The following is a 26204-nucleotide window of genomic DNA, read 5'->3' on the forward strand; positions in this document are numbered from 1 at the left end:
CGCTCATCACGGCCTTTCGCGCGCGACCGAGACGGCACCCTGACCGCACGCTCTGTGCCCCGACACCTGGCCACCCGCGGCGGCCGGCAGCGCCGCGAACACGAAGGCCGAAAGTGCCGCGGCCGCCCCGACGACCAGGAACGCGGGGGCGAAATCGGCGACTTCGAAGCTCGAGGCCGGCTCCCCCGCCGTCGTCGTGTGGAGCACGATGGCGGCCACGCTGATGCCGAGACTGAGCGAGAACTGCTGCATCACGCTCGTGAGGCTGGTGCCGCCGCTCATGCGCGGCGACTCGAGGTCCGAGAAGGCGAGGCCATTGATGCTCGTGAACTGCAGCGAGCGGAAGAAACCACCGACGAGCAGGATCGCGACGATGAGGGCAAACGGCGTCGCCTCGCTGAAGGCCGCGGGAACGGCGACGAAGGCGGCGCAGAGGAGAGCGTTCAGGACGAGGATCCGCCTGAACCCGAAGTGGCGCACGAGCCTCGAGGCGCAGAGCTTCATCCCGATCGCCCCGAGCGCCCCCGCGAAGGTGATCATGCCGGACTGGAACGGCGTCAGGCCGAAGCCGATCTGCAGCATGAGAGGCAGGAGGAACGGGCTCGCCCCGATGCCGATCCGGAAGAGCATGCCGCCGAGAACGGCCGCCCGGTAGGTCGGCACCGCGAAGAGCGACAGGTCGAGGATCGGTGCGGCGACGCGGCGGCTGTGGCGGACATAGGCGGCGATGAGAATCGCACCGACCGCGAGGAGCGCGGCCACCCATGGCAGCGGGATGACGTCGAGCCCCATCGTCGTCGAGCCGCTGACGATCGCGGAGAGCCCGAGGCCCGACAGCAGAAATCCCACGATGTCGAAGCGGGGGCGCGCCTCCTCCCGGATGTCCGGGACGTAGATGCGGGCGAGCACGAGGCCGACGCAGCCGATGGGCACGTTGATCCAGAAGATCCACTGCCAGGAGAAGTAGGTCGTGATGAAGCCGCCGAGCGGCGGCCCGAGGACCGGCCCCGTCAGGGCCGGGATGGCGAGCCATGCCATCGCGTCGACCATTTCCGACTTCGGCACCGACCGCAGCACGACGAGCCGGCCGACGGGCACCATCATCGCGCCGCCCAGCGCCTGGATGACGCGTGCCACCACGATGTGCCCGATGGACTGCGAGAGGGCGCAGAGTATCGATCCCGTGATGAAGACGAGGATCGCCGTCGAGAACACGTTCCGGGCTCCGAAACGGTCGGCGAGCCATCCGCTGGCCGGAATGAACACCGCAAGCCCGATGAGGTAGGATGTCAGAGCGAGCTTCAGCCGGATCGGGTCTTCGCCGAAATCGGCTGCGATCGCAGGCAGCGCCGTCGTGAGAACCGTCGAATCGAGGTTCTCCATGAAAAGGGCGCTGGCAATGATGAGGATGACGAGGCGACGATTCGGCACAGCGCGTCGAGTGCTATCAGAAGACGGTACGGCGGGCGAGGCTGCGGGACGCATGGCAGCGTCTCGCGGCTCGGAGGCACGCTCCTCTTTGCGCCGTCACAAAGGAATGGTATGAACCGCCGCCAACCCGAACGCGCGCCGTCCCGGGATCCTTCCCGCATTTCTAGAACCTCTCGCCGCCCAGAGAGGTCGCCCCTCAGGAGTTGGCACATGGCCCATCGAGACATCTTCGTATCGGAAGAGATGGGGGCGCCGATGGCGCTCACCTTCGACGACGTCCTCCTGCGTCCGGCCGCGTCGAACGTGCTGCCCGGGGAAGTCGACACGGCCACGCGCCTGACGAAGACGATCCGCCTGGGCGTCCCGATCATCTCTGCCGCCATGGACACCGTGACCGAGGCACGGCTCGCCATCGCGATGGCGCAGGCGGGCGGTCTCGGCGTCATCCACCGCAACCTCGAGCCCGAGCAGCAGGCCGAGGAGGTGCGGCAGGTCAAGAAGTTCGAGTCCGGAATGGTCGTCAATCCGGTCACGATCACGCCCGACGCGACGCTGTCCGAAGCCCATGCGGTGATGCGGGCGAACGGCATCTCGGGAATTCCCGTCGTCGAGCGGGACGCGAGCGGCGTCCAGAAGCGCCTCGTCGGCGTCCTGACGAACCGCGACGTGCGCTTCGCGACCGACCCGAACCAGCCGGTGTCCGAGCTGATGACGAAGGAGAACCTCGTCACGGTGCGCGACACGGTGAACCAGGAGGAGGCGAAGCGCCTCCTGCACCAGCACCGCATCGAGAAGCTGCTTGTCGTCGACGACCAGTACCGCTGCATCGGCCTCGTGACCGTGAAGGACATCGAGAAGGCGCGGCTCCACCCGAATGCCTGCAAGGACGAGCAGGGGCGTCTGCGGGTGGCCGCGGCGACGAATGTCGGCGAGCAGGGCTACGAGCGCTCCGAGCGCCTCGTCGACGCGGGCGTCGACGTCGTGGTGGTGGACACTGCGCACGGGCATTCCTCACGCGTTCTCGAATCGGTCTCGCGCATCAAGCGCATCTCGAACGCCGTGCAGGTGGTGGCCGGCAACGTCGCGACGGCCGACGGAGTGAAGGCACTCATCGATGTCGGCGCGGACGCGGTGAAGGTCGGCATCGGCCCCGGCTCGATCTGCACCACGCGTGTCGTGGCGGGCGTCGGCGTTCCGCAGCTGACGGCGATCCTCGACGCGGTCGGCGCCGCGCGCGACGCGGACGTGCCGGTGATCGCGGATGGCGGCATCAAGTACTCAGGCGACCTCGCGAAGGCGATCGCCGCCGGCGCCGAGGTCGCGATGATCGGCTCGCTCTTCGCCGGCACCGACGAGAGCCCGGGCGAGGTCTATCTCTACCAGGGGCGGAGCTATAAGAGCTATCGAGGCATGGGCTCCGTCGGCGCGATGGCGCGTGGCTCGGCCGACCGCTACTTCCAGCAGGAGGTGAAGGACTCGCTGAAGCTCGTGCCCGAAGGGGTCGAGGGGCAGGTGCCCTATCGCGGGCCGGTCGGCAGTGTCCTGCACCAGCTCGTCGGGGGCCTCCGCGCGGCGATGGGCTACACCGGCTCCGCCACGCTGAAGGACTTCCACGAGCGCGCCGAGTTCATCCGCATCTCGAACTCCTCGCTGCGCGAGAGCCACGCGCACGACGTGACGATCACCCGCGAGTCGCCGAACTACCCGGGGCGGGTGTGAGCCTCGCCTCGGGTCTTCTCGCTCTCGCGCTCCTGGGTCAGGTCCTCCTCACGCTCGTCGTCTACCTCGTCATGGGCCGTCGCCGCTATGCGGCCGCGGCCCGTGGCGAGGTGAGCCTCGCGACTTACGTTCTGGTGCGCGACGAGCCTCCGGCGCTGGCGAGGATCACGAAGAACCTGGCGAACCAGTTCGAGCTGCCCGTGCTGTTCTACGCGCTGGCACTGCTGCTCGTCGCGCTCGGCGCCGCGAGCCTTCTCGACGCGCTCGTCGCCTGGGTCTTCGTTGCGAGCCGCATCGCCCATGCCTATGTCGCGATCGGGTCGGAGAACGTGCGTCTGAGGGCGCGCATCTTTCAGTTCGGCGTTCTGATGGTTGGGCTTCTGGCCATCCATTCCGCCTTCATCGTGATTGCGAGCATGACATGAGGCACGGCGGTATCATCGCCGCGGCGATCGAGGTTCTCCAGGACATCGAGACGCGGCACCGACCGGCGACCCTGGCCCTCAAGGACTGGGGCCTGTCACATCGCTTCGCGGGTTCGGGCGACCGCACCGCCATCGGCAACCTCGTCTTCGACGCGCTGCGGCACAGGAGCTCGATCTCCTGGCGGATGGGCTCGGATCAGGCGCGCGCGCTGGCGATCGGCGCCCACCGCTTCGTATGGGGCAGCGAGGTCGACGAGATCGAGCGCCTCTTCACGAGCGACCCCCATGCCCCGGCCGCGCTGTCCGAGGAGGAGCGGGCACGGCTCGAGATCGGTGACCTGGCGGGGGCTCCGCCGGCGGTCATGGGAGACTATCCCGCCTGGCTCGACAGGGAACTGCGCGACGTCTTCGGCGACGACCTCGTTCCGCAAATGGCGGCACTCGCGGCGCGCGCGCCGATCGACCTGCGGGTGAACACTCTGAAGGCAGACCGCGCGAAGGTCATCAAGGCGCTCGGCCGCCTGCCGGTCGAGGAGACGCCGCACTCGCCGGTCGGGTTGCGCATCGCCGCCGGCGAGGGGGCCGCGCGCGCCCCGAACGTCCAGGCGGACATGTCCTTCAAGAAGGGCTGGTTCGAGATCCAGGACGAGGGCTCCCAACTGGCGGCGCTCCTGACGGGCGCGACGGCCGGCGAGCAGGTGGCCGACATCTGCGCCGGCGGCGGCGGCAAGACGCTCGCCATGGCGGCCGCGATGCAGGGCAAGGGGCAGGTCCACGCCTGGGATGCCGACCGCAACAGGCTCGGCGACATCCACGAGCGCGTGCAGCGTGCGGCGGCCCGCAACGTGCAGATCATCGGCGGCGGGGACGCGGCGCTCCTCGCACCGCTCGAGGGGCGGATGGACCTCGTGCTGGTGGACGCGCCCTGCAGCGGCACCGGCACGTGGCGGCGCCGCCCCGACGCGAAATGGCGCCTGACGGAGAAGTCGCTGGACGACAGGCGGCGCGACCAGCGCGAGGCGCTTGCTGCGCTCGCCGCGCCTCTCGTCAGGCCCGGCGGGCGGATCGCCTACGTCACCTGTTCGGTTCTGCCGAGCGAGAATGACGGTGCCATCGAAGCCTTCCTGGAAGGGCATCCGGGCTTCGGAGTGCGCGCCGACCTGCTCGAGCGGCTGCCAGCGCTGAACGGAGTTGCGCTTCCGGCTCGACACGGCCTCCTTCTCACGCCACTGGTTGCGGGAACGGATGGCTTCTATGTTTCGGTGCTCGAGCGGCGGGCCTAGGGAACCCCTCGATCTCGTGAACGTTCATTTGCCGAACAACACGTGTCCGGGGGCTGTCACCGGAAGTGTTCGGAGAAACCAGATGTCCCTCTACATGAAGCGCGGTGCGTGCGCTGCTCTCGTTGCTATCATCGCGGCGACGACGACGGTTCCCGCCACAGCGCAGAACCGAGGCGGGTATCGCGATCGCGACGCCTATATAGAGCGTTACTACAAGAGCAACCGCCACGACGATGAGTATCGTCGCTGGCAGCGCGACCGGCATCGCTGGAGCCAGCGCGACTACGATCGCTGGTATCGCAGCCGCCATCGCGGCAGCGACAACGCTGCGGCCGCCATTTTCGGCCTCGCGGCCGGCGCGATCGCCGGTGCGGCCATCAGCAGCGCGAACCGCTCCTCCGGATCCGGTATCCCCTCTGCGGGCGGTTATCCCGCGGGCTCTGATGGCTGGTACCGCTATTGCTCGAGCAAGTACCGCTCGTTCGATCCCGGCTCGGGCACCTATCTGGGTTACGACGGCCAGCGGCACTACTGCCGGTAAAGGCCACCACGAGTAGCAGCGCGTCGAGCCCGCCCCGGCCCAGCCGGGGCGGGCTCCGCTTTTTGGCGCCTGCGCCGGCATTCGTCCTGATCGGGGGCCATTGCGAAGCCTGAGCGATTGCCCTAACAGGCTGTCTTTGGAAGAAGGCCTGCCGGATATGTCCACCGCCATTGCCGAGCGCTCCGCCGCGCTCCACGACCGCGTGCTCATCATCGATTTCGGGAGTCAGGTGACGCAGCTCATCGCGCGGCGCGTGCGCGAGGCGGGCGTCTACTGCGAGATCGTGCCGTTCGACAGGGCTCCAGAGGGGTTCGCGCGGCTCGAGCCGCAGGCGGTCATCCTGTCCGGCGGACCGGCGAGCGCGGCGGAGATGGGCACGCCGCGCGCTCCCCAGGAGATCTTCGAGGCGGGGGTGCCGATCCTCGGGATCTGCTACGGCGAGCAGACGATGTGCGCGCAGCTGGGCGGCGGGGTCGAGCCATCGGATCACCGGGAGTTCGGCCGCGCCTATCTGACCGTCGAGGACGACTGCCCGCTCTTCGAGGGCGTGTGGGCGAAGGGAGAGCGTCACGAGGTCTGGATGAGCCACGGCGACCGGGTGACGGCGCTGCCGCCGGGCTTCCGCGTCGTGGGCGTCTCGGACGGCTCCCCGTTCGCCGCGATCTGCGACGAGAGCCGGCGCTTCTATGCCGTGCAGTTCCACCTGGAGGTGTTCCACACGCCGGATGGGCCGCGGCTGATCGAGAACTTCGTGAGGAAGATCGCGGGGCTCACGGGCGACTGGTCGATGGCCGCGTTCCGCGAGGAGGCGACGCGCCGCATCCGCGAGCAGGTGGGGCAGGGCAGGGTCATCTCCGGCCTGTCGGGCGGCGTCGATTCGAGCGTTGCCTCTGTTCTCATCCACGAGGCGATCGGCGAGCAGCTCACCTGCATCTTCGTCGATCACGGCCTCTTGCGGCAGGGAGAGGCCGAGCAGGTCGTGACGCTCTTCCGCGACCACTACAACATCCCTCTCGTCCACGTGGACGCCGCCGACCGCTTCATCTCCGAGCTCGAGGGCAAGAGCGATCCGGAGGAAAAGCGCAAGATCATCGGCCGGCTCTTCATAGAGGTGTTCGAGGAGGAGGCGGCGAAGCTCGGCGGCGCGGATTTCCTGGCGCAGGGCACGCTCTACCCCGACGTGATCGAGTCGGTGTCCTTCTCTGGAGGACCCTCGGTGACGATCAAGTCGCACCACAATGTGGGCGGGCTGCCGGAGCGCATGAAGCTCAGGCTCGTCGAGCCGCTGCGCGAGCTCTTCAAGGACGAGGTGAGGGTGCTCGGCCGCGAGCTCGGCCTGCCTGACAGCTTCGTCGGGCGCCATCCCTTCCCCGGGCCCGGCCTCGCGATACGCTGCCCGGGCGGCATCACCCGGGAGAAGCTACAGATCCTGCGCAAGGCCGATGCGATCTATCTCGACGAGATCCGCAAGGCGGGCCTCTACGACGCGATCTGGCAGGCCTTCGCGGTGCTCCTGCCGGTGCAGACGGTCGGCGTCATGGGCGACAGCCGTACCTACGAGTATGTCTGCGCGCTGCGCGCCGTCACCTCGACCGACGGCATGACGGCCGACTTCTACCATTTCGACATGAGCTTCCTCGGCCGCGCGGCGAACCGGATCGTCAACGAGGTCAAGGGCATCAACAGAGTGGTCTACGACGTGACCTCGAAGCCCCCCGGCACGATCGAGTGGGAATGATTGGGAACGGTCGGATCGTCCCCGGGAGTTCTCGCCCGCCCGCCTCTCAGGCGTTCGTTTCGCGCCATTCTCCGGGTGCCAGCCCATCCACCGTCCAGTCGCCGATACTCCACCTGACGAGGCGCAGCGTGGGATAGCCGATGGCCGCCGTCATCCGGCGGACCTGGCGGTTGCGGCCTTCGGCGATCGTGATCGAGAGCCACGTGTCGGGCACGCTCTTGCGGTGGCGGATCGGCGGCACGCGCTCCCACAGAGCCGGCGGGTCGACCACCCTGACGGTCGCCGGCTTGGTCGTCCCGTCCTTCAGAGCGATGCCGCGGCGCAGGGGGGCGATGTCTTCCTCGCTCGGGCTCCCCTCCACCTGCACCATGTAGCTTTTCGGGAGCTTGAACCTCGGGCTCGAGATGCGGGCCTGCAGCTTCCCGTTGTCAGTCAGCAGAAGCAGCCCCTCGCTGTCCTTGTCGAGTCGCCCCGCGGGATAGACGCCGGGGATCTGCAGGAACTGCGACAGCGTTGCGCGACGCACCGGGGCGCGCTCGTCGGTGAACTGCGAAAGCACGTCGTAGGGCTTGTTGAACAGGATGAGCCTCGCCACGGCCGCCCCCTCGCACTGCCATCTCCGGTCGTGACCATGCCCTAGCACAGCCCGGCCGCCAGGGCACCCAGAAGCGCCTCGGCTTCGGTGAGGGGATCGTCGGAGGCGTTCTGCCGCGGGTCGACGATGAGGCGTCCTCTGCGTCGGAGGGACCGGTAGCCCGCTGTCTTCAGCAGGGCCTCCGCCCGGACAGGCTTCTCTCGAAAGCCGATCGCCGCGGCGGCCGGCCCGATCTCGAACGTCGCGATGCCGAGCCCGCGGCAGGCGGTCGTCAGTCGCGCGAGCCGGAGGAGGGGCTGTCAAACGGCATGGAAGCGGGACCCCGGATCGGCGCCCAATATGGACCCCGTCGCCGAGGCTCGGCTGGCCGGCACAGTAGAAGTCGCCACCGTCGAGGGGGTTCCGGGCGTGATCTCGCGGGAGCGGAACCGGTGCCCGCCCGCTCCGTCCGGAGTTGAGTCGGTCGCGACCTCTTGCCGTCACCTCGGACGGTGGAAGAGGTTCGTCTCCCTGACCGTCTCGCCCGTCGTCGTGTCGCTCAGCGTGAAGGCGATCTCTCCCTCCGAGCTTTCGCTGGCGGTGACCAGCACACGGACCTTCTGCGAGGCGTCAGCGCCGAGCTCCAGGGGCACCGTCTCGTCCTCGACCGCCGCGTAGCCCGGCACCTCGAGAACCGTTCCCTCGGGCGAGGAGAGGTGGACCGTCCGTGCCTCGCCCGACTTGTTCACCAGCCTGACCTCGTAGGCGTTTCGGATGTCGCCGTTCGAGAGCAGGACAGCGCTCGGATTGCGCACGTGAGACACGCTCATCGCCATGGTCGCGCGCGTGCCGAGGGAGAGGCCCGGCACCGCGAGCAGGACGAGCGCCGCGGTGGCGAGGGCCATGGTCTTCGGGCGTACGAGGCGAACCCGGCGGCGCGGCTCGCTCCGGCGTCCTCGCTCGATATTCGTCCAGCTTTCGTAGTCGATCAGCCCGCGCTCGCGACCGATCTTCCCCATCGTGTCGTCGCAGGCGTCGACGCACAGGCCGCAGTTGATGCACGCGATGCTCGGGCCCTCGCGGATGTCGATGCCCATCGGGCAGACGTTCACGCAGGCCGCGCAGTCGACGCAGTCGCCGGCCGGTAGCCCCGCCTCGCGTGCGGCCTTCGCCTTCTTCACCGACATGCGCTCTTCGCCGCGGTGGTCGCGGTAGTTCACCGTCAGCGCCTCGGGATCCCATATCGCGCCCTGCAGGCGCGGCCATGGGCACATGAAGGTGCACACCTTCTCGCGTGCGAAGCCGGCGAGGGCATAGGTCGTGAAGGTGAGGGACAGGATGACGGCGTAGGCGGCGGTCGAGGCTTCGCCGGTGAAGACCTCGACAAGGAGCGTCGGCGCGTCGGCGAAGTAGAGGATGAAGGCGCCGCCGGTCGCGGAGGCGATGAGCAGCCAGGCTATGTGCTTCAGGCCGATCTCGGCGATCCGCCTCGGAGTCTTCGGCTCGTACATCTTGCGCAGGCGCTCGCGACGGTCTCCCTCGATCCACCGCTCGACGAGCATGAAGAGGTCGGACCAGACAGTCTGCGGGCAGGCGAACCCGCACCAGATGCGGCCGGCCAGAGCATTCATGAGGACGAGGACGACGGTCGCCAGCACCAGGAGCAGCGTCAGGTAGTAGAGCTCCTGCGGCCAGATCTCGATGCCGAAGAGATAGAAGCGGACCCGCTCCACGTCGAACAGCACCGCCTGCAATGGCTGTCCCGGGCCCCGGTCCCAGCGCAGGAAGGGCACGGCGTAGTAGACGAGGAGGCAGATGGTGAGCACGTGCCACTTGATGCGGCGGAAGCGACCCTCGACGGAGGCCGGCACCACCGCGCCGTTCGGTATGCTCCTGCGTAGTCCCGGCCGGGAGGCAGGCATCTTCCGGCGTTCGTCGATTGGAAGGGCGACCATTCCGTCCTCGCGGTAGATAAAGATGTATACTAGATGCATCATTATCTGCCGAAGGGTCGGCCGGGAATACGTAGAACTCTGGAGGAGGGTGGAAGGGCGCCGGGTTGGCGAAATCAGCCGCGCGCCCGACGGAGCAGGACCTCCCTCAGCACGACCGCGTGGTTGCGCTCGAGGTTCTTCGCGGCTGTCAGGAGCCGGAGGCAGCGCCCGGACACGGTCTGCTCGAACGCCTGGAGGGCATCGTCAGCGGCATTCAGTTCCCGCTGATAGGCCTTGTAGAAGTCGTCCCACGACATGCTGCCGGAGTGATAGAGCTTTCGCAGCTCGCTCGACGGCGTGATGTCCTTCGGCCAGAGGTCGACTGCCGCTTCGTTCTTGCTGAGCCCCCGCGGCCAGAGGCGGTCGACGAGGACGCGGAGGCCGTCGTCCGGCGAAGACGGCTCATAGACGCGTCCAATCGAGATCGGGCTGTGCATCACCTCACCCTCAGAGCAGCCCGGCCAGCAGCTCGATCTCCAGGAAGATGCTGAGCGCGCAGGCGTTCGCCGCCCACGAGACGGTGAGCACGCGGGCGAAATCGCCCCAGAAGGGTGCGGCATTGCGGGTGCACCGCCAGACGGCGACGAGCAGCCATGCCGTATAGGCGAGGAAGGCGATGAGGGCGATCTGCAGCTGGAGGAAGCGCCCGTCGTGCAATGCAAAGAGAATGACGGCCAGGAGGCAGGCGCTGACGCCGACCCCGTGGAGCCAGAAGACGCGCCACAACGGAGCCCGGCCCTGCCAGGCTTTCAGCTCCGGATCGAAGAAGGAGGCGAGGTCCGTCATGCCGTGCCGAAGGGGTTCGGAGCCCGGGCGGCCAGCGAGCGGTCGCCATCCGGAAGACTACTCCGGTTTGCATCCGGGCCACAACGCATTAATATGCATCATGAATGTTTCTTTTGGACGGCTTCCATGCGACTGACCACCTTCTCCGACTACTCCCTGCGCGTGCTGATGTTTGCCGCGAGCGTGGGAGACCGGCGGATCACGATCGAAGAGACCGCAAGAGCCTACGGTATCTCGCGAGCGCATCTGATGAAGGTGGTGCAGACCCTTGTCCGCGCAGGCTTCCTGCGGGCGGTGCGTGGTCGTTCGGGCGGCTTCACGCTGGCGCGGCGCCCGGAGGAGGTCAATCTCGGCGCCGTCGTGCGGGCGACCGAGCCCGACTTTGCGCTCGTGGAGTGTTTCGCGACGGGCAACCAGTGCGTCATCACCGGGTGCTGCCGACTGCCGAACGTGCTCAACGAGGCGCTGCGGTCCTTCGTCGAGACGCTCGATCGCTACACGCTGGCGGACATCTTGCTGCGTGAGCGCGACTTCGCCCTGCCGCTTCCCGGTGAGTTGCCTCTGCGCGGTCCGGAGCTCGCGTCGGCGGGGCCGGCCGACTGAGGCCGCGGATGACATCTCCTGAAGGGCAGAACGCCATGAACCAACTGGACCGCCGTGCGCAGATCATCGCCGACATCGTCGCGCGCACCGGCATCGACGAGGACCTGATCGAGCGGCTCGTGCGCCGCTTCTACGCGAAGGTGCGGCAGGACGATCTGCTCGGTCCGATCTTCGCTGCACGGATCGACGATTGGGAGCCGCACCTTCAGCGCATGTTCGCCTTCTGGTCGTCCGTCGCGCTCATGTCGGGCAGGTATGGCGGACGCCCGATGGAGAAGCACATGCGGCTGCCGGTGGACGCTGATCATTTCGACCGCTGGCTCGAGATCTTCGAGGAGACGGCGCGCGAACTCTGCAGCCCTGCCGCGGCCGATCATTTCGTCGAACGGGCGAGGAACATCGCCCAGAGCCTCGAACTCGGTGTCGCGAGCCATCACGGCGTGCTGGTGATGAAGGGTGAGCGCTTCCGGCACGTTGCGCACGATATTCCAGAAGAAGGAGACCGGGCGACATGACCGGCAGCGACGAGGACGACCGCGGTTACGCTTCTCCCCCCTGCTTCATGCACGAGCTCGACCCGGCCTGTGCCGGCCTCGTGACCAACGCGAAGCAGGAGGCGGACGTCAAACGCTGGCGCAAGGCGGAGCGGGAGCGCCTGATCGCCGCGCGTCTCGGCCTGTCGAGCGACACGCGCCGGACGTATGGCGATCGGATCGTTGAGGCGCTGCGCGAGCTGATAGGCAATCCGGCGGGGATCGTCGTCAGCGCCTACTGGCCGTTTCGCGGCGAGCCCGACCTTCGCGGCCTGTTCGAGGAGGTGGATGCTGGCGGGGGCAGGGGCGCGCTGCGGATAGTGGTGGAGAGGGGCAGGCCGCTCATCTTCCGGACGTGGGGCAAGGGCGAGCCGCTCGAGCGCGGGGTGTGGAACATCCCCGTGCCGGCCGGCGGCGAGGAGGTGGTCCCCGACATCGTCATCTCCCCGGTGGTCGGCTTCGACCCGTCCTGCTACCGGCTGGGATATGGGGGCGGCTTCTTCGACCGGACGCTCGCCGCCCTCCCGAAGAGGCCGCGTGTCCTCGGCGTCGGCTATGCCCTGCAGGCGATACCCACGATCTACCCGCAGCCGCACGACATCCCGATGGACGTGGTCGTGACCGAGGAAGGCGTGGTGACGCCCGTGAAGCGGCCGGCCGACTGAAGGGCTGACCCGAAGCGCACACGAAGGAGGAGGTGCCAGCTGTGAACCTCGACGCGCGGACACCGGCGCTGTCGCGCCACGAACTCCAGAGGCTGGGCGAGACGCTCGCCAACGCGCTGCCCGACGCGGTCGTCTTCGCCGACCGGGAGGGCCTCATCCGACACTGGAACGAGGGTGCCGCCCGGATCTTCGGCTACGATGCGGGGGAGGCGCTCGGCCGATCGCTCGACATCATCATCCCCGAGCGCCTGCGGCAGCGCCACTGGGACGGCTACGACCACATGATGCGCACCGGCAGGTCGCAGCATGACGCCGACGAGCTTCTCTCGGTGCCGGCAGTGGCGAAGGACGGGGCAAAGCTCTCCATCCAGTTCACGGTCGCCCCTGTCGCGGACGACGAAGGGGGCATTGTCGGCGTGGTCGCCGTGCTGCGCGACGTGACGGAGACCTTCGAGGAGATGAAGCGCCTTCGACGGGCGCAGCGCGGCGAGTAGCCAGGCTCCGCCTCATCGTCAGGGCCTCGCCGGCCGCACGAGGAGCATACGCGCATAGCCAGCCGCGAAGGCGAGATAGGCGCCGGCCCACGCCAGCCCTGCGACATTGAGGAGGTCGAGCGCGATCCCGCCGGCATAGGGAGACGCGACCCGCGCGGCCGCGCCGACGATCACGAGGGCGAAGACCGACAATTCGAGCCGCCCGGCGGTCAGGGGGTGACCCGAGTGCCCGCGGCTCGCCCGCGTCATCACGGCGAGCGTGATCAGGCCGAAGGTTCCTGCCGTCCACACATGAACCGCCGACTGCGCGTCCACGACCGGAGACAGCGCGGACGTCCCGACCAGGACGAAGCCGAGAGGCACCGTCAGGAACGCCACGTGCAGCACGGCGAGCAGCGGCTCGGACTGTGTTGCGAGCCCTCGCCATCGCAGGAGTCTCGCGAAGGCCAAGGCTCCTGCCGCGAGGAGAGCAAGACCCGTCCCCTCGGCGAACGGTTCGAGCACCCACAGGGCCAGCGCCACCGCCGCTACCATTATGGAGGCGGCGTCGACCCTGTCGAAGGTCTTGGGCAGGCGGTCGGGCGTCCGACTGGCGAGCCAGTTGCGCGTGAAGGCGGGGATGATCCTGCCGCCGATCAGGAGCACGAGCATCAGCACGACCGCCACGCCCGCGCGGAGCGCGTGGTCTGCCGTTCCCCGGGTGATCGCCTCGTAATGGAACGCTGCATCCGTGAGGCCGAGAAGCGCCACGAGACCGACCACCACCAGGTTGCGGCGATTGCCTCCCGCGACGACTTCACGCGCGAAGACGAAGACGAGTGCCGCGGGGAAGAGGAGGTCGACGGCCGCCGCGAGATAGGCGCCGATGAGGCCCGAGAAGGAGGTCGCCACCCGCCCTGCGAGCCAGAGGACGACGAGAAGGGCGAGAAGCCGGCCGGCGACGGGCTTGCGGCCGGTCCAGTTGCTGACGGCGGTTAGGGCAAAGCCCGCGACGATGGCGAGCACGCCGCCGAAGATCAGCGTGTGCACGTGCCAATCGCGCGGGGTGAAGGCCGTCGGGATCTGCCACAGGCCCATCATCGTCGGCAGCCACGCGAGCACCGAGAGGGCCATGGCCAGCGCCCCGCCGAAGAAGAACGGCCGGAACCCGCCGCTGAGCCAGTGCGGCCAGGAGTACCGATCTGCCGCCGCCTCTGCTCCGGGTCGCGGGTGGAGAGCCTGAATTGATGCCACGGCTAGTGCTCCATCTTTGAAACTGCCTGCAGCCTAGGCGGCCGGCGCGCGTCAGAGGTTGTCCCAGCTCAAAGACCGAGGGCTTACCCGCCACGTCTCGCCTCAATGGCCGGAGATCGTCCTGGCCACTCGTGGATGATTGGGCGGGGGCGCAGGATTCGCGGACCCGGGAGGTCGAACGTGAGCGAGTTCGGCGTCGTTGGCCGAGCGCCGCAACGGAGCACGCCGGCCGGAAGGCGGCCGGCGCGTCCTCGGTCAGGTCTCTACCCGATCAGCTCATTCCGCCAGGAGTCCGAGCCTCTCGGGGACGCCCTCCCGGTAGACATCGGGCTGCTCGGGCCCCTCGACGATCAGCTTGCCGACGAGGCCGCGCGCCGCCCTGGAGAGGGCATGGTCGACGAGGATGTACTCCCCTGGGACCTCGACCTTGAAGTCGATCGCCGCCGCGCCTCCGGGCGGAACGCTGATCGTCTGGATGTCCGTCAACGGCTCGGCGGTCAGGCCGCCGAGATTGTAGACCTTGTCGAAGATCTCGCCGATCACGTGGAAGCTCGAGGTCTTGTTCGGGCCACCGACGCCGAAGTAGATGCGAACCGTCTCGCCCACCTCGGCATGAAGGGCCTTGCCCTCCGTCAGCGCGTTGGCGGCTCCGTTGAAGACGTAGTACTCGGGCATCTCGTTCAGGAGCTTGTCGTAGCTCTCGCCGAGCTCGCCCCGCGAGCCGTGCGCTTCCTCGGTGTAGATCTCGCCTTGCATGACGTAGAACTCGCGATCGACCGGCGGGAGGCCCCCTTCGGGTTCGACGAGGATCAGGCCGTACATGCCGTTGGCGATGTGCTGGGCCGCGAGCGGCACCGCGCAGTGGTAGACGTAGAGGCCGGGGTTCAGGGCCTTGAAGGTGAAGCCCTGCGACTCCTCGCCCGGATCCGCCATCGTGGCGTGACCACCGCCATGCAGGCCGGTCACGGCATGGAAGTCGACATTGTGCACCATCCAGCTGTCTTCGTGGTTCTTCAGCCGGACCTCGACCGTGTCACCGACGCGCACCCTCGCGAACGGGCCGGGGACCTTGCCGTCGAACGTCCAGTAGCGGTACGTCGTGCCGTCGTCGAGCTGGCCGACGAGCTCGATCGTCTCGAGTTCGATGCTCACGGTCTCGGCCGTCTGGCGAGCGAGCGGCGCAGGCAGGTCGGTTGCCGCGCGGACGATATTGGCGGCAGCGCCTTCGGCCAGCGCCGTAACCGGGGCGAGTGAACCCGCCACGGCCATGACGGCGGCTGCGGCGGTTCCCATGAAAAGTGCCCGGGCGTTCATTTCAGGTGTCCTTTCGACCCGAATAAGTTCGTTGACGGGTCGAGGATACCGCGTGTGCGAAATCGCAGTTTGCTGCGGCGCAAACAACGCGCCGAACGTCCGGCCGGCTACGCGAGGCCCATTGACTGCCGCAGCGCCGGCGACAGCTGAACGGCGAGATAGAGGCAGTAGCCGAACACGAAGACTGCGCCTTCGCCGCGGGTGATCCGCCATCCCGTGACCGCGAACACGACCAGCAGGAGCGCGGTGGCCAGCATTGCCCAGATGTCGAAGATGACCACCTCCGGAGGGATATCGATCGGCGAGACCAGGGCCGTCACGCCGGCGATGCCAAGGATATTGAAGATGTTGCTACCGACGATGTTGCCGAAGGCGACGTCGCCGTGGCGCCGGATGGCCGCCATCACCGACGTGACCAGTTCAGGCAGCGAGGTGCCGACGGCGACGAGCGTGAGGCCGATGACGGCCTCCGACATGCCGAAGCGCTGCGCGATCTCGACCGCACTGCCGACCAGCAGGCTTGCGCCGAATACAACGCCGGCAATGCCACCCACCGTCAGCAGCAGGGAGACTGCCAGGGAATCGGTGGAGGTCGTTTCCTCGGTGGCCGCGATCTTCGTGGAGTTTCGCTCGGTGCGGTAGGTGTAGACCGTGTAGACCGCGAGGAGGATCAGGAACACGAGCCCAGCGAGACGGTTCAAGGTGCCGACGAGCGCCACTGCCACCAGCAGGAGGCTGGCCCCCATCAGCACGGTGCCGTCGCGCCGGAACGCCTCCTTCGTGGTGACGACGGGCAGAATGAGCGCCGAGACACCAAGGACGAGCAGGATGTTCGCGATGTTGCTGCCGACGATGTTGCCGACGGCGATGCCGGGCGCGCCGATCATCGCCGCCTGCACGCTCGCCACGAGCTCGGGGGGCGAGGTGCCGAAGCCCACCAGGGTGAGGCCGATCACGAGAGGTGAGACGCCAATGCGCGTGGCGACACCCACGCTTCCTCTGACCAGCCCCTCGCCGCCCGCCAGAAGAAGGGCGAGCCCGGCCACGAGGTAGACCCACGTCAAGTTCTTTCCCCCATGAAAACACGATGGCCGCAGGGCTGCGGCGGCTGGCGCCGCTGGTAGATGGGCGACCGCGGTGCTGAAAGGAAGGGGGACGACTATGTTCGGACGATCCTCTCGGAGGTATGTCCAGGCGTAAGCCGCATAGAGGCGCCGCCGTCTCACGCCGGCGGTTAGGAGTGCCCCGTCTCTGCAGGCATCCGTCCCCCGGCGCTCCCGCCGGCCTCTCGAGGGCTGGCGTCTGCGACGAGGCGGCCCACCTCGAGCCGCCCCGCTGTTGCGTGACGTCGTCAGGCGGCCTTCTTGCGACCGCGGGTCTTCGGCTGCACCTGCTGCGGCTTTTGGCCGAGGCCCATCTGCTTGGCGAGCGCCGAGCGCGCCGCGGCGTAGTTCGGCGCGACCATGGGGTAGTCGGCAGGCAGGCCCCACTTCGCCCGGTACTCTTCAGGCGACAGGTCGTAGTGCGTGCGAAGGTGGCGCTTCAGGGACTTGAACTTCTTGCCGTCCTCGAGGCAGATGATGTGGTCGGGTGTCACCGACTTCTTGATCGGGACGGCCGGCTTCAACTCGACCTTCGGCTCCTCGACGGCACCGGAAGCTGCCGTGGAGAGTGCCTGATAAACTGATCGGATGAGCTCCGGCAGGTCCGACTGCTGGACGGGGTTCTTTCCCACATACGCGGCGACAACGTCAGAAGTGAGCTCGATGAGTTCTTCGTTCATGGGGTGTTCCTTTTCTTCTTGAACACCGCCACAGATATACATCTGATGGCCCACGTCCAGATGCCTTCGAAGATTTTATTTGTAAAACGAGGTGGTGGCCGCGGACGACCGGGAGTCCAGCCGACCGACATCTCGGGACCACTGGTACAGTGTTTGGGTGGAACGTGCGATATCCCATGCTGCCACATTCGGGGGCGCATGCCGCCGACTTGCCGTTTCTTGAGGCGGATTTCCGATCTCTTCGCGCCGTTATCTTCCCTTCCCCACTTGACCTCATGCGGCCTGCGCAGCGATTTCGGGCGCGGCGAACCGTCGGGTCCGCAGTCTTGGCGAGCAAGGAGGCAACTGCTTGGGAAGCGTCACGATCTACGGCATCAAGAACTGCGACACGATGAAGAAGGCGCGTCACTGGCTCGAGGCACGCGGCATTGGCTACGTGTTTCACGACTACACGGTCGCGGGCCTTGCGCCGGAAACGCTCGACGGGTGGCTGGTCCAGACCGGCTGGGAGACACTCCTCAACCGGAGCGGCACCACGTTTCGAAAGCTGCCGGACGAGGAGAAGGCCGCGCTCGACCAGGATCGGGCACGGCGGCTGATGCTCGCGCAGCCTTCGATGGTCAAGCGGCCGGTGCTGGAGGTTGAGGGCAGAGGGCTGCTCGTCGGCTTCAGGCCCGAGAGCTATGACGCGTTCTTCGCCGGGACCGGAACCTAGCATCCGCAGTCTCGGCCGGCGACTTCCTCCGTCCGTGCAATCCGGCCACGCCAAGAATAAGGAGACCTCGGCTTTGCCGAGGTCTCAGTCGGGGAGCTTCGTGCGACCAGGTCGCGGCGTCTACCTGGCGGCTTCGTCCTCGGCGCCATCGAGGTCTTCGACGACCCGCTGCGCCTCGGGCACCGTCCCGGCCTCCGGATCCTCTTCGGCCCGTTGCTGGATGATCCGGTTCTCGCGTGCTGCCTCGTCGGCAACGCGCGTGTCTTCCGGGTCGACCTCCGCCGGAGACGGCGGTCCGGCCGAGACCGCCTCGCCGGCGTCTCTGACTGCCTCCTCGACGTCTTTGGCGGCCGCTTCGCCGACCGCGTCCGCCGCGTCGGGCTGGGCAACCGAGCTTTCCGTATTCTCGTCGATGACCCCGCTCTCCGAAACGTCCGCCGCGTCCGGGCTCTCAATCGCGGGGTTCGTCTGCGCGATCTCCATCTCCTCGTCGCCCGATCCGGCCCACCCGAACGCGAGGACCGCGATAAGGGCGGCCGCCGAACCGGCGACGAGCCACGATGTCGTCCGTCCTGGGCCGCCGCGCGGCCCGTGATCCTGTTCGCTCACTGTGCTACTCCTTGATACCCGAGACGTCGCCGGCGCCGTCGCCGCGCGTCTTCATCCTCGAATCTGCAACGTGAGCCCGCGACGGGGGGTTCCTCGTCGGTGCCAAAAGCGACCTTTCCGAGCGGGGGGCTCGTGGGCTAGAAGGGCCGGACGAGACTGGACTTCATCTCAAGGCGACAGCGAGACGACATGAACGAGGCGGTGCGCGAGCCGGTGAGCGCGAAGCTCATCGAAGGGGCGACGGGAGCGTGGGAGGTGGTCATCGGCATGGAGATCCATGCCCAGGTCACGTCCCAGGCGAAGCTCTTCTCGGGCGCCTCCACGGCCTTCGGCGGCGCACCGAACAGCCACGTCTCTCTGGTCGACGCGGCGATGCCGGGCATGCTGCCGGTCATCAACGAGTATTGCGTTGCCCAGGCAATCCGCACGGGGCTGGGCCTCAAGGCTGAGATCAACCTGAGGTCGGTGTTCGACCGGAAGAACTACTTCTATCCGGACCTGCCGCAGGGCTACCAGATCTCGCAGTACAAGTACCCGATCGTCGGCGAGGGCCGGGTGCTCGTCGACCTGCCCGACGGAGAGACGATCGAGGTCGGCATCGAGCGCATCCATCTCGAGCAGGACGCCGGGAAGTCGATCCACGACCTGCATCCGACGAAATCCTATGTCGACCTGAACCGCTCGGGTGTCGCGCTGATGGAGATCGTCTCCAAGCCCGACCTGCGGTCCTCGGAAGAGGCGAAGGCCTATGTCACCAAGCTTCGCACCATTCTGCGCTATCTCGGCACCTGCGATGGCAACATGGAGCAGGGCAATCTGCGCGCCGACGTGAACGTGTCGGTGCGCCGGCCGGGCAACCCATTCGGCACGCGCTGCGAGATCAAGAACGTGAACTCGATCCGCTTCATCGGCCAGGCGATCGAGTCGGAGGCGCGCCGCCAGATCGACATCATCGAGGATGGCGGCACGATCGACCAGGAGACGAGGCTCTTCGACCCCAAGACGCTGGAGACGCGCTCGATGCGATCGAAGGAGGAGGCGCACGACTACCGCTACTTCCCCGATCCCGATCTTCTGCCGCTCGAGCTGACGCAGGAATGGGTCGACACGCTCGGCGAGAACCTGCCCGAGCTGCCGGACGAGAAGAAGGCGCGCTTCATCGCCGACTACGGGCTGACGCCCTACGACGCCTCGGTGCTCGTCGTCGAGCGGGAGAACGCGCAGTATTTCGAGCAGGTCGCAGCCGGTCGCGACGGAAAGGCAGCCGCGAACTGGGTGATCAACGATCTCCTGGGCGCGCTCAACAGGCAGGGCCACGGCATCACCGACAGCCCCGTTTCGGCCGATCAGCTCGGCGCGATCATCGACATGATCGGCGAGGGGGTCATCTCCGGGAAGATCGCCAAGGAGCTCTTCGAGATCGTCTGGAACGAGGGTGGAGACCCGCGCGTGATCGTCGAGGAGCGCGGGATGAAGCAGGTCACCGACACCGGCGCGATCGAGGCGGCCGTCGACGAGGTGATCGCGGCGAATGCCGACAAGGCCGAGCAGGCGAGGGCCAAGCCCTCGATGGCGGGCTGGTTCGTCGGTCAGGTCATGAAGGCGACGCAAGGCAAGGCGAACCCCCAGGCCGTCAACGAGCTGGTGCGCCGGAAACTCGGCATCGAGTGAGCGGACATCAGGCAGCAGGCTTGCCTGACGTCCGGGGCGTGCTATCCGAGGTCGACGGTGCCATCCGGGGCGAGCTTCCAGAACGGGTTGTGGGCGACCTCCCATAGATGCCCGTCGGGATCCGCGTAATAGCCGGAATACCCGCCCCAAGGCGCTTCCACCGGCCGCTTCACCTCGCCCGCGCCCGCCGCCAGCGCTTCCTCATAAGCCGTGTCCACGCTCGCTCGGTCGGGGAAGTTGAGCGCGATCGCCGTCGCCGCGGGGGCGCCTGCTGCGGCCACGCCACGCCCCGTGTCATCCGCGAAGCCGCGGCGCGAGAAGAGCGCGAGCGCAACGCCGTTCAACTGGAAGAACGAGATCTCGCCCGCGACGGAGGAGGGGTGCGATCGCCAGCCGAGGCGCCCGTAGAAGGCTGTGGCTGCGGCCACATCGTCGACCGCAAGCGTTACCAGGGTCAGTCTCTGTTCCATTGCTGCTCTCCCGTCTGAATGGAACGTACCATGAACACGCAATTGATCGCGGTCAATGATGGGGTGTCCTCGGAACGATAGGCGGTGGTGGAGACCTGAATTCCGGAAGGGATAGCGCCCGATGTTCGCCACATGGCTATGGATTGCCTTTGTCGCCCTGTGGGGAATCGCGCTGATCGCGTTCATTCCGCACGTCCGCAGGAACCGCCACCCGGAGTCGCGGCCGGTCGGGGCCTACCTGTCCTTCGTCACTGTCTTTTCCGTCGCTGCGTACCTGATTTTCGGAGCGATCCTCGCCATCGCCACCGGTGTCTGGCCGGGCATGCCTCTCGGGAACTGGCTCGCCGCGATCATCGTCCTGCTGATCGTGTTCGTGCCCTCGTTCCTGCTGGCGACGGCGATGATCCGCCGGCGGCCGCCGAAGGCTCCCCCGCTCGACGATGCGCCGCCTCACGTCGTGCCGACCGGCCGAGAGAAGCGGCGGAATGAGGAGCGTTGACGCTCCAGTCCGGCCTTGCCGAAGAGGATCCGCGCGACAGATGGTGTCCCGTGCCCGGGCGGCTCCGCCCGGCATTTTCAATCGAACGTCAAAAGGCATGGGACGATGTCGCGACCGATCGAGCTTCACTACTGGCCGACTCCGAACGGCTGGAAGATCACGATCATGCTGGAGGAGTGCGGGCTTCCCTACGAGGTGAAGTTCGTCAACATCGGGAAGGGTGAGCAGTTCAGGCCGGAATTCCTGGAGATCGCACCGAACAACCGGATGCCGGCGATCGTCGATCCGGACGGGCCGGGCGGCAAACCCGTTTCCGTCTTCGAGTCGGGCGCGATCCTGCAGTATCTCGGCCGCAAGACCGGCAGGTTCTATCCGGCCGACGAGCGCCGGCGTGTCGCAGTCGAGGAATGGCTGATGTGGCAGATGGGCGGTTTCGGACCGATGCTCGGCCAGAACCATCACTTCCGCAACTACGCCCCGGAGAAGATTCCCTACGCCATCAAGCGATACGAGGACGAGGCGGACCGTCTCTACGGGGTTCTCGACCGCCGTCTTCAGGGCCGCGAGTTCGTGGCGGACGAGTACTCGATCGCGGACATGGCGATCCTGCCCTGGGCGCGCCATTACGACCGCCAGGGCGTCGACATCGAGCAGTTCCCGAACGTGAAGCGGTGGCGCGAGGCGATCCTGGCCCGCCCGGCGGTGCAGAAGGCGCTCGAGGTCGGGGCCGATCAGCGCATGGACCTGACGACCGACAAGGAGGCCCAGGCCGTGCTGTTCGGCCAGCGCCGAAAGTAGCAACGACAGGCGAGGGAAGGGCGGGCGACGTCACGCCCGTTCCTGCCTCGCCCGCCTTCGCCTACCGTGTCCTGGTCCAGGTCTGGCTCCTGCAGATCAGGCCGCCGAGAACACATCCCGAGAGCTTGATCCGGTTCTCGCTCTCCAGGGAAAGCTTGCCGCGGTAGGTCTTGCCGTCCTTGTAGTTGAAGAGCTCCCCGCTCCAGCTGCCGTTTCCGGACGCACTCATCGTCAGGAGGCGTGTGCCCACCTGCGCGTTCGGCGTCGGGGCCTGCAGCCAGACGATATCGCCGCAGAGGCCGCCGCCGCATGGCGCGATCTTCACCTTCGTCTCGCCGCTCTCGGTCAGCCACGTGCCTTCCGGCCCTGCCGCGCTCGCCGATATGGCGCCGGCCAGCGTGACGGCTGCGGCCATGGCCACAAGAACAGAACTCCTCATCGACCTCCTCCCGAGCGCTCGCCGCGTCGGCACCCGCTCTTGTGGTTTCCGAAGTCTTGCAGGCTAGGGCACGTCACGCGCGGGGGCAACGGGTGCAAGTGATTGATAATGCTGCCGTTACGGCAGGCGGTATGAGGTTGAGGATCGGTTCGATTCGTCGAAAATTAAGCGAGACCTTTTACGTCGAATTCAGCCGATCCGCCTCATCCTCCGGTCATCGAGGACGGGGAGCACGAGTGCCAGAAAACCCGTCCCTCGCATGGGAACAAGGGAGCTCAAAATGGCTCGACTGGATTGCAACACGGCCATCGAGGCCGGCATCGCCACCGGCGCCGCGGCCGGCGACGTCTTCTTCCGCCTTGGCATGATGTACGCCACGGGCCGCAGCGTCGAGGTTGACCGCGTGAGCGCGCACAAGTGGTTCAACATCGCCGCGCTCAAGGGCCACAAGGCGGCCGCCGGCTACCGCAGGGAGATCTCGGCGGAGATGACGGCGGCCGAGATCGCCACCGCGCAGCGTTCGGCGCGCGACTGGCTGCAGCTGAACTGAGGTGGCGGCGCAGAGCGACCGCGCCGCCAGCGACGTTCAGTCGACCTTGCGCACCGCGCCCTTCGCCGCGCTCGTCGTCATCGCGGCGTAGGCTTTCAGCGCCTTCGAGACCTTGCGCTTGCGCGGCTCGGCCGGCTGGAAGCCCTTCGCCTCCTGCGCCTCGCGGCGCGCGGCCAGTTCGGCCTCGTCGACGGCGAGATGGATCGAGCGGTTCGGGATGTCGATCTCGATCAGGTCGCCGTCATTGACGAGCCCGATCGTGCCGCCTTCCGCCGCTTCCGGCGAGACGTGGCCGATCGACAGGCCCGACGAGCCGCCCGAGAAGCGCCCGTCGGTCACGAGGGCGCAGGCCTTCCCGAGGCCCTTCGACTTCAGATAGCTCGTGGGATAGAGCATCTCCTGCATGCCGGGGCCGCCGCGCGGGCCCTCGTAGCGGATGAGGACGATGTCGCCCGGCACGATCTTGCCCGTGAGGATGGCGCTCACCGCCGCGTCCTGGCTCTCGAAGATCCGGGCGGGACCGGAGAAGGTGAGGATCGACTCGTCGACGCCCGCCGTCTTCACGATGCAGCCGTCCTCGGCGAGATTCCCGTAGAGCACGGCCAGGCCGCCATCCTTCGAGAAGGCGTGCTCCACGTCGCGGATGACCCCCGTCTTCCGGTCGGTGTCGACGCTGTCGTAGCGGCAGTCCTGCGAGAACGCGACCTGCGTCGGGATACCGCCGGGGCCCGCGGCGTAGAACTGGCGCACCGAGTTGCTCTCCGTGCGCATGATGTCCCACCGGGAAAGCCCCTCCGCCATCGTCGCGGAATGCACCGTCGGCACGGACGTGTCGATCAGGCCGCCGCGATCGAGCTCGCCGAGGATCGCCATGATACCGCCGGCGCGGTGGACATCCTCCATGTGCACGTCGGCCACCGCAGGGGCGACCTTGCACAGCACCGGCACCTTGCGGGACAGCTTGTCGATGTCCGCCATGGTGAAGTCGACCTCGCCCTCCTGCGCGGCCGCGAGGAGGTGGAGCACGGTGTTCGTCGAGCCGCCCATGGCGATGTCGAGCGTCATGGCGTTCGCGAAGGCCTGCCACGAGGCGATGGAGCGCGGCAGCACGCTCTCGTCGCCCTCCTCGTAGTAGCGCTTGGCGAGGTCGACCACGAGGTGGCCCGCCTCGACGAAGAGCCGCCTGCGGTCGGCATGGGTCGCGAGCGTCGAGCCGTTGCCGGGCAGCGACAGGCCGAGCGCCTCCGTCAGGCAGTTCATCGAGTTCGCGGTGAACATGCCCGAGCACGAGCCGCAGGTCGGGCAGGCGGCCTGCTCCATCACCAGCACGTCGGCGTCCGACACCCTGTCATCCGCCGCGGCGACCATCGCGTCGATCAGGTCGACCGCCTTCTCGCCGGTCGAGAGCTTGACCTTGCCGGCTTCCATCGGGCCGCCGGAGACGAAGACGACGGGGATGTTGAGCCGCAGCGCAGCCATCAGCATGCCGGGCGTGATCTTGTCGCAGTTCGAGATGCAGACGAGGGCGTCGGCGCAGTGGGCGTTGACCATGTATTCGACGCTGTCGGCGATGAGCTCGCGCGAGGGCAGCGAATAGAGCATCCCGTCGTGCCCCATCGCGATGCCGTCGTCGACGGCGATCGTGTTGAACTCCTTGGCGACGCCGCCGGCCTTCTCGACCTCGCGCGCGACGAGCTGGCCCAGGTCCTTCAGGTGCACGTGGCCCGGCACGAACTGGGTGAAGGAGTTGGCGATCGCGACGATCGGCTTGCCGAAATCCTCGTCCTTCATGCCGGTGGCGCGCCACAGGCCGCGGGCGCCGGCCATGTTGCGGCCATGGGTGGTGGTGCGGGAGCGGTAAACGACGGCCATCGTGGATGCTTCTCGTGATCTTGCGGCTCGGCCCCGAGCGGCCAGCTCTTTGCGGCTTGTTCGCCGGCTCGGCCTGCTCCGTCGGCCGGCGTCTGCGATCCGCTCCTATCCCGGTGCGGCCGCCGCCCCGACGATTGCCACGACTGGCCCCGCGCGCACAAGTGTTTCGGCGGAAGGGCTGAATCCCGGCCACTGCAGACCGGGTCGGGCGCAGCCACGCAAGTTTTGAGAAGGCGGAGGTCGGCCGGCGCTGGCTCAGGCCGACGCGATTGTCGTTGACATGGCACAATAGCTTTGTAACTTAGCTATATGGCTATGCAAGAAGGCAGCGCGCTGACAGACCGCCGGTCTGGGCCCGGGGGGCAGGTCCAAGGGGAGCCGCGCAGGCTCACGGTGTCGCGCAAGGATTTGCTGCGGGAGGGTGGCGACGGCGCGTTCCGTGCGTTCGTCCACGGGCTCCTCGCCTTCACCGCCCGGCTCGAGGCGACGCGCAACGGGCTCGCCGGGCTCGTCGGCCTGAGCGGGCCGCAATACACGATCCTCATCTCGATCGCTCACCTGGAGGAGGAGGGCGACGTGAGCGTCTCGACCGTCGCCGCCCACCTCCATTGCAGCGGCGCATTCGTGACGCTCGAGGTCGGGCGTCTCGTGAAGAAGGGCCTCGTGTCGAAGCGCCCGAGCACCACCGACCGCCGCCGCGTGCGGCTGAGCGTGACGGAGAAGGCGCGGCGCCTTCTGGCGGGCCTCGCGCCGACCCAGTCGCGTGCCAACGACACGCTGTTCGCGAGCCTCGACGCGCGGGATCTCGACAGGATCCTCGAGCTTCTGCCGGGGCTGATCGCCGGCGGCGACGCGGCCACCGCGCTCATGGGCTACGAGATCGCGACCCGGGACCGAAAGGAGGACGCATGAGCGAAGCAACGCTTGCGCCCCACGACCCGCGGGCCTTCCGCAACGCCCTCGGCGCCTTCGCCACGGGCGTCTGCGTCGTCACGGCCGAGGTCGGCGAGGAGCGCCTCGGCATGACGGTCAACTCCTTCAGCTCCGTCTCGCTCGATCCCCCGCTCGTCCTGTTCTCGGTCGCCACGGCCGCCCGCGGCATCGAGGGGTGGCGGCAGGCGCAGCACTACGCCGTGAACGTGCTCGCCTGGAACCAGCAGGACGTCTCGAACCGCTTCGCACGCGCCGCCACCGACAAGTGGCAGGGCGTGGCGGTGGAGACGGGCGTCACCGGGGCGCCGCTGATCGCGGGGGCCGTGGCGCGGTTCGAGTGCCGTGCCGAGCACCAGTACCCCGGCGGCGACCACCTGATCTTCGTCGGGCGCGTGTTGCGCTACGACCTGCCGCGCCCCGACGCCGAGCCACTCGTCTTCCAAGCGGGCCGCTACCGCGAGCTGACGAAGGATCACGACATGACGGTGCCCGCCGACGCGCTGTGGCTGCTCGGCTGGTGATCGATACTTCC

General features: G+C 67.7%; 29 protein-coding genes. 16 read left to right on the forward strand and 13 right to left on the reverse strand.

Annotated elements, in window-relative coordinates; translation table 11 throughout:
- Nucleotides 1-6: 6 nt before the first annotated feature.
- Nucleotides 7-1431: a DHA2 family efflux MFS transporter permease subunit gene (locus N177_RS16835; protein WP_023433602.1), complete on the reverse strand. Its 1425-nt coding sequence runs from the start codon at nt 1429-1431 to the stop codon at nt 7-9.
- 210 nt (nt 1432-1641) lie between these two features.
- Between N177_RS16835 and guaB the strand changes: the two genes are divergently transcribed.
- The 5 genes from guaB (at nt 1642) to guaA (ending at nt 7137) form a co-directional block, all read left to right on the forward strand.
- Entirely contained in the window at nt 1642-3150 is a 1509-nt protein-coding gene (gene guaB, locus N177_RS16840; protein ID WP_023433603.1) for an IMP dehydrogenase, read from the forward strand.
- Nucleotides 3147-3575, forward strand: coding sequence for an MAPEG family protein (locus N177_RS16845; protein ID WP_023433604.1), 429 nt, complete (start codon nt 3147-3149; stop codon nt 3573-3575). The genes guaB and N177_RS16845 overlap by 4 nt, the downstream gene beginning before the upstream one ends.
- Entirely contained in the window at nt 3572-4858 is a 1287-nt protein-coding gene (locus N177_RS16850) for an RsmB/NOP family class I SAM-dependent RNA methyltransferase (protein ID WP_023433605.1), read from the forward strand. Before N177_RS16845 ends, N177_RS16850 begins: the two co-directional genes overlap by 4 nt.
- An 82-nt stretch (nt 4859-4940) precedes the next feature.
- A complete protein-coding gene (locus tag N177_RS16855; protein WP_023433606.1) occupies nt 4941-5399 on the forward strand; it encodes a BA14K family protein in 459 nt (152 codons plus the stop codon).
- A gap of 157 nt (nt 5400-5556) precedes the next feature.
- A complete protein-coding gene (gene guaA, locus N177_RS16860) occupies nt 5557-7137 on the forward strand; it encodes a glutamine-hydrolyzing GMP synthase (protein WP_023433607.1) in 1581 nt (526 codons plus the stop codon).
- Between the two features lie 46 nt (nt 7138-7183).
- Here the strand turns inward: guaA and N177_RS16865 are convergent, their stop codons facing one another.
- The 4 genes from N177_RS16865 to N177_RS16880 all read right to left on the reverse strand — a co-directional run bounded on the left by N177_RS16865 (nt 7184) and on the right by N177_RS16880 (nt 10491).
- Nucleotides 7184-7732 (reverse strand): pseudouridine synthase, encoded by a 549-nt coding sequence (locus tag N177_RS16865; RefSeq protein WP_023433608.1) that lies wholly within the window; start codon nt 7730-7732, stop codon nt 7184-7186.
- Between the two features lie 479 nt (nt 7733-8211).
- Complete coding sequence (ccoG, locus tag N177_RS16870; protein WP_152527948.1) at nt 8212-9666, reverse strand: cytochrome c oxidase accessory protein CcoG; 1455 nt, start codon at nt 9664-9666, stop codon at nt 8212-8214.
- A gap of 113 nt (nt 9667-9779) precedes the next feature.
- Nucleotides 9780-10142 (reverse strand): DUF488 domain-containing protein, encoded by a 363-nt coding sequence (locus tag N177_RS16875; protein WP_023433610.1) that lies wholly within the window; start codon nt 10140-10142, stop codon nt 9780-9782.
- Nucleotides 10143-10152: 10 nt separating this feature from the next.
- Entirely contained in the window at nt 10153-10491 is a 339-nt protein-coding gene (locus N177_RS16880) for a hypothetical protein (protein WP_023433611.1), read from the reverse strand.
- A gap of 126 nt (nt 10492-10617) precedes the next feature.
- On the opposite strand from N177_RS16880, the gene N177_RS16885 reads away from it, so the two are divergent.
- From N177_RS16885 to N177_RS16900, 4 genes are read left to right on the forward strand one after another with little or no spacing between them, the layout of a single operon-like run.
- A complete protein-coding gene (locus N177_RS16885) occupies nt 10618-11094 on the forward strand; it encodes an RrF2 family transcriptional regulator (RefSeq protein WP_040485970.1) in 477 nt (158 codons plus the stop codon).
- Between the two features lie 35 nt (nt 11095-11129).
- Entirely contained in the window at nt 11130-11609 is a 480-nt protein-coding gene (locus tag N177_RS16890) for a group III truncated hemoglobin (protein ID WP_040485971.1), read from the forward strand.
- The gene (locus tag N177_RS16895; RefSeq protein ID WP_023433614.1) at nt 11606-12292 is read left to right on the forward strand and encodes a 5-formyltetrahydrofolate cyclo-ligase; all 687 of its coding nucleotides are present in this window, start codon (nt 11606-11608) and stop codon (nt 12290-12292) included. Before N177_RS16890 ends, N177_RS16895 begins: the two co-directional genes overlap by 4 nt.
- A 32-nt stretch (nt 12293-12324) precedes the next feature.
- Entirely contained in the window at nt 12325-12786 is a 462-nt protein-coding gene (locus N177_RS16900) for a PAS domain-containing protein (RefSeq protein WP_244444296.1), read from the forward strand.
- Nucleotides 12787-12804: 18 nt separating this feature from the next.
- On the opposite strand, the gene N177_RS16905 is transcribed toward N177_RS16900, so the two are convergent.
- The 4 genes from N177_RS16905 to N177_RS16920 all read right to left on the reverse strand — a co-directional run bounded on the left by N177_RS16905 (nt 12805) and on the right by N177_RS16920 (nt 17116).
- Nucleotides 12805-14019: an NnrS family protein gene (locus tag N177_RS16905; protein WP_023433616.1), complete on the reverse strand. Its 1215-nt coding sequence runs from the start codon at nt 14017-14019 to the stop codon at nt 12805-12807.
- 276 nt (nt 14020-14295) lie between these two features.
- Nucleotides 14296-15333 (reverse strand): copper-containing nitrite reductase, encoded by a 1038-nt coding sequence (gene nirK / locus N177_RS16910; RefSeq protein ID WP_023433617.1) that lies wholly within the window; start codon nt 15331-15333, stop codon nt 14296-14298.
- 107 nt (nt 15334-15440) lie between these two features.
- Complete coding sequence (locus tag N177_RS16915; RefSeq protein WP_244444297.1) at nt 15441-16379, reverse strand: calcium/sodium antiporter; 939 nt, start codon at nt 16377-16379, stop codon at nt 15441-15443.
- A 305-nt stretch (nt 16380-16684) separates the two neighbouring features.
- A complete protein-coding gene (locus tag N177_RS16920; protein ID WP_023433619.1) occupies nt 16685-17116 on the reverse strand; it encodes a Ros/MucR family transcriptional regulator in 432 nt (143 codons plus the stop codon).
- A gap of 349 nt (nt 17117-17465) precedes the next feature.
- Here N177_RS16920 and N177_RS16925 point away from each other — a divergent pair, with 349 nt between their 5' ends.
- Nucleotides 17466-17831 carry an ArsC family reductase gene (locus tag N177_RS16925; RefSeq protein WP_023433620.1) on the forward strand — a complete coding sequence of 122 codons (366 nt, stop codon included), beginning with the start codon at nt 17466-17468 and terminating at the stop codon, nt 17829-17831.
- A gap of 120 nt (nt 17832-17951) precedes the next feature.
- On the opposite strand, the gene N177_RS16930 is transcribed toward N177_RS16925, so the two are convergent.
- Nucleotides 17952-18314, reverse strand: a complete 363-nt coding sequence (locus N177_RS16930) for a hypothetical protein (RefSeq protein ID WP_152527949.1) — start codon at nt 18312-18314, stop codon at nt 17952-17954.
- Nucleotides 18315-18629: 315 nt separating this feature from the next.
- Between N177_RS16930 and gatB the strand changes: the two genes are divergently transcribed.
- Nucleotides 18630-20111: an Asp-tRNA(Asn)/Glu-tRNA(Gln) amidotransferase subunit GatB gene (gatB, locus tag N177_RS16935; RefSeq protein ID WP_023433622.1), complete on the forward strand. Its 1482-nt coding sequence runs from the start codon at nt 18630-18632 to the stop codon at nt 20109-20111.
- A gap of 41 nt (nt 20112-20152) precedes the next feature.
- Here gatB and N177_RS16940 read toward each other — a convergent pair whose 3' ends face one another.
- A complete protein-coding gene (locus N177_RS16940) occupies nt 20153-20581 on the reverse strand; it encodes a VOC family protein (protein ID WP_023433623.1) in 429 nt (142 codons plus the stop codon).
- Nucleotides 20582-20702: 121 nt separating this feature from the next.
- Here N177_RS16940 and N177_RS16945 point away from each other — a divergent pair, with 121 nt between their 5' ends.
- On the forward strand, nt 20703-21080 hold the full coding sequence (locus N177_RS16945) for a hypothetical protein (protein WP_023433624.1): 378 nt from the start codon (nt 20703-20705) through the stop codon (nt 21078-21080).
- 105 nt (nt 21081-21185) lie between these two features.
- The gene (locus N177_RS16950) at nt 21186-21878 is read left to right on the forward strand and encodes a glutathione S-transferase N-terminal domain-containing protein (protein ID WP_023433625.1); all 693 of its coding nucleotides are present in this window, start codon (nt 21186-21188) and stop codon (nt 21876-21878) included.
- A 61-nt stretch (nt 21879-21939) separates the two neighbouring features.
- On the opposite strand, the gene N177_RS16955 is transcribed toward N177_RS16950, so the two are convergent.
- Nucleotides 21940-22317: a DUF2147 domain-containing protein gene (locus N177_RS16955; protein WP_040485972.1), complete on the reverse strand. Its 378-nt coding sequence runs from the start codon at nt 22315-22317 to the stop codon at nt 21940-21942.
- A 280-nt stretch (nt 22318-22597) separates the two neighbouring features.
- Here N177_RS16955 and N177_RS16960 point away from each other — a divergent pair, with 280 nt between their 5' ends.
- Nucleotides 22598-22867, forward strand: coding sequence for an SEL1-like repeat protein (locus N177_RS16960; RefSeq protein WP_023433627.1), 270 nt, complete (start codon nt 22598-22600; stop codon nt 22865-22867).
- Nucleotides 22868-22903: 36 nt separating this feature from the next.
- On the opposite strand, the gene ilvD is transcribed toward N177_RS16960, so the two are convergent.
- Complete coding sequence (gene ilvD, locus N177_RS16965) at nt 22904-24739, reverse strand: dihydroxy-acid dehydratase (RefSeq protein ID WP_023433628.1); 1836 nt, start codon at nt 24737-24739, stop codon at nt 22904-22906.
- Nucleotides 24740-25132: 393 nt separating this feature from the next.
- Between ilvD and N177_RS16970 the strand changes: the two genes are divergently transcribed.
- Both N177_RS16970 and N177_RS16975 read left to right on the forward strand, forming a co-directional pair.
- Nucleotides 25133-25651 carry a MarR family winged helix-turn-helix transcriptional regulator gene (locus N177_RS16970; RefSeq protein ID WP_023433629.1) on the forward strand — a complete coding sequence of 173 codons (519 nt, stop codon included), beginning with the start codon at nt 25133-25135 and terminating at the stop codon, nt 25649-25651.
- Complete coding sequence (locus tag N177_RS16975; protein WP_023433630.1) at nt 25648-26193, forward strand: flavin reductase family protein; 546 nt, start codon at nt 25648-25650, stop codon at nt 26191-26193. The genes N177_RS16970 and N177_RS16975 overlap by 4 nt, the downstream gene beginning before the upstream one ends.
- The last annotated feature ends 11 nt before the right edge of the window (nt 26194-26204 follow it).

It is taken from the genome of Lutibaculum baratangense AMV1, from assembly GCF_000496075.1.
Taxonomy (GTDB): Bacteria; Pseudomonadota; Alphaproteobacteria; order Rhizobiales; family Tepidamorphaceae; genus Lutibaculum; species Lutibaculum baratangense.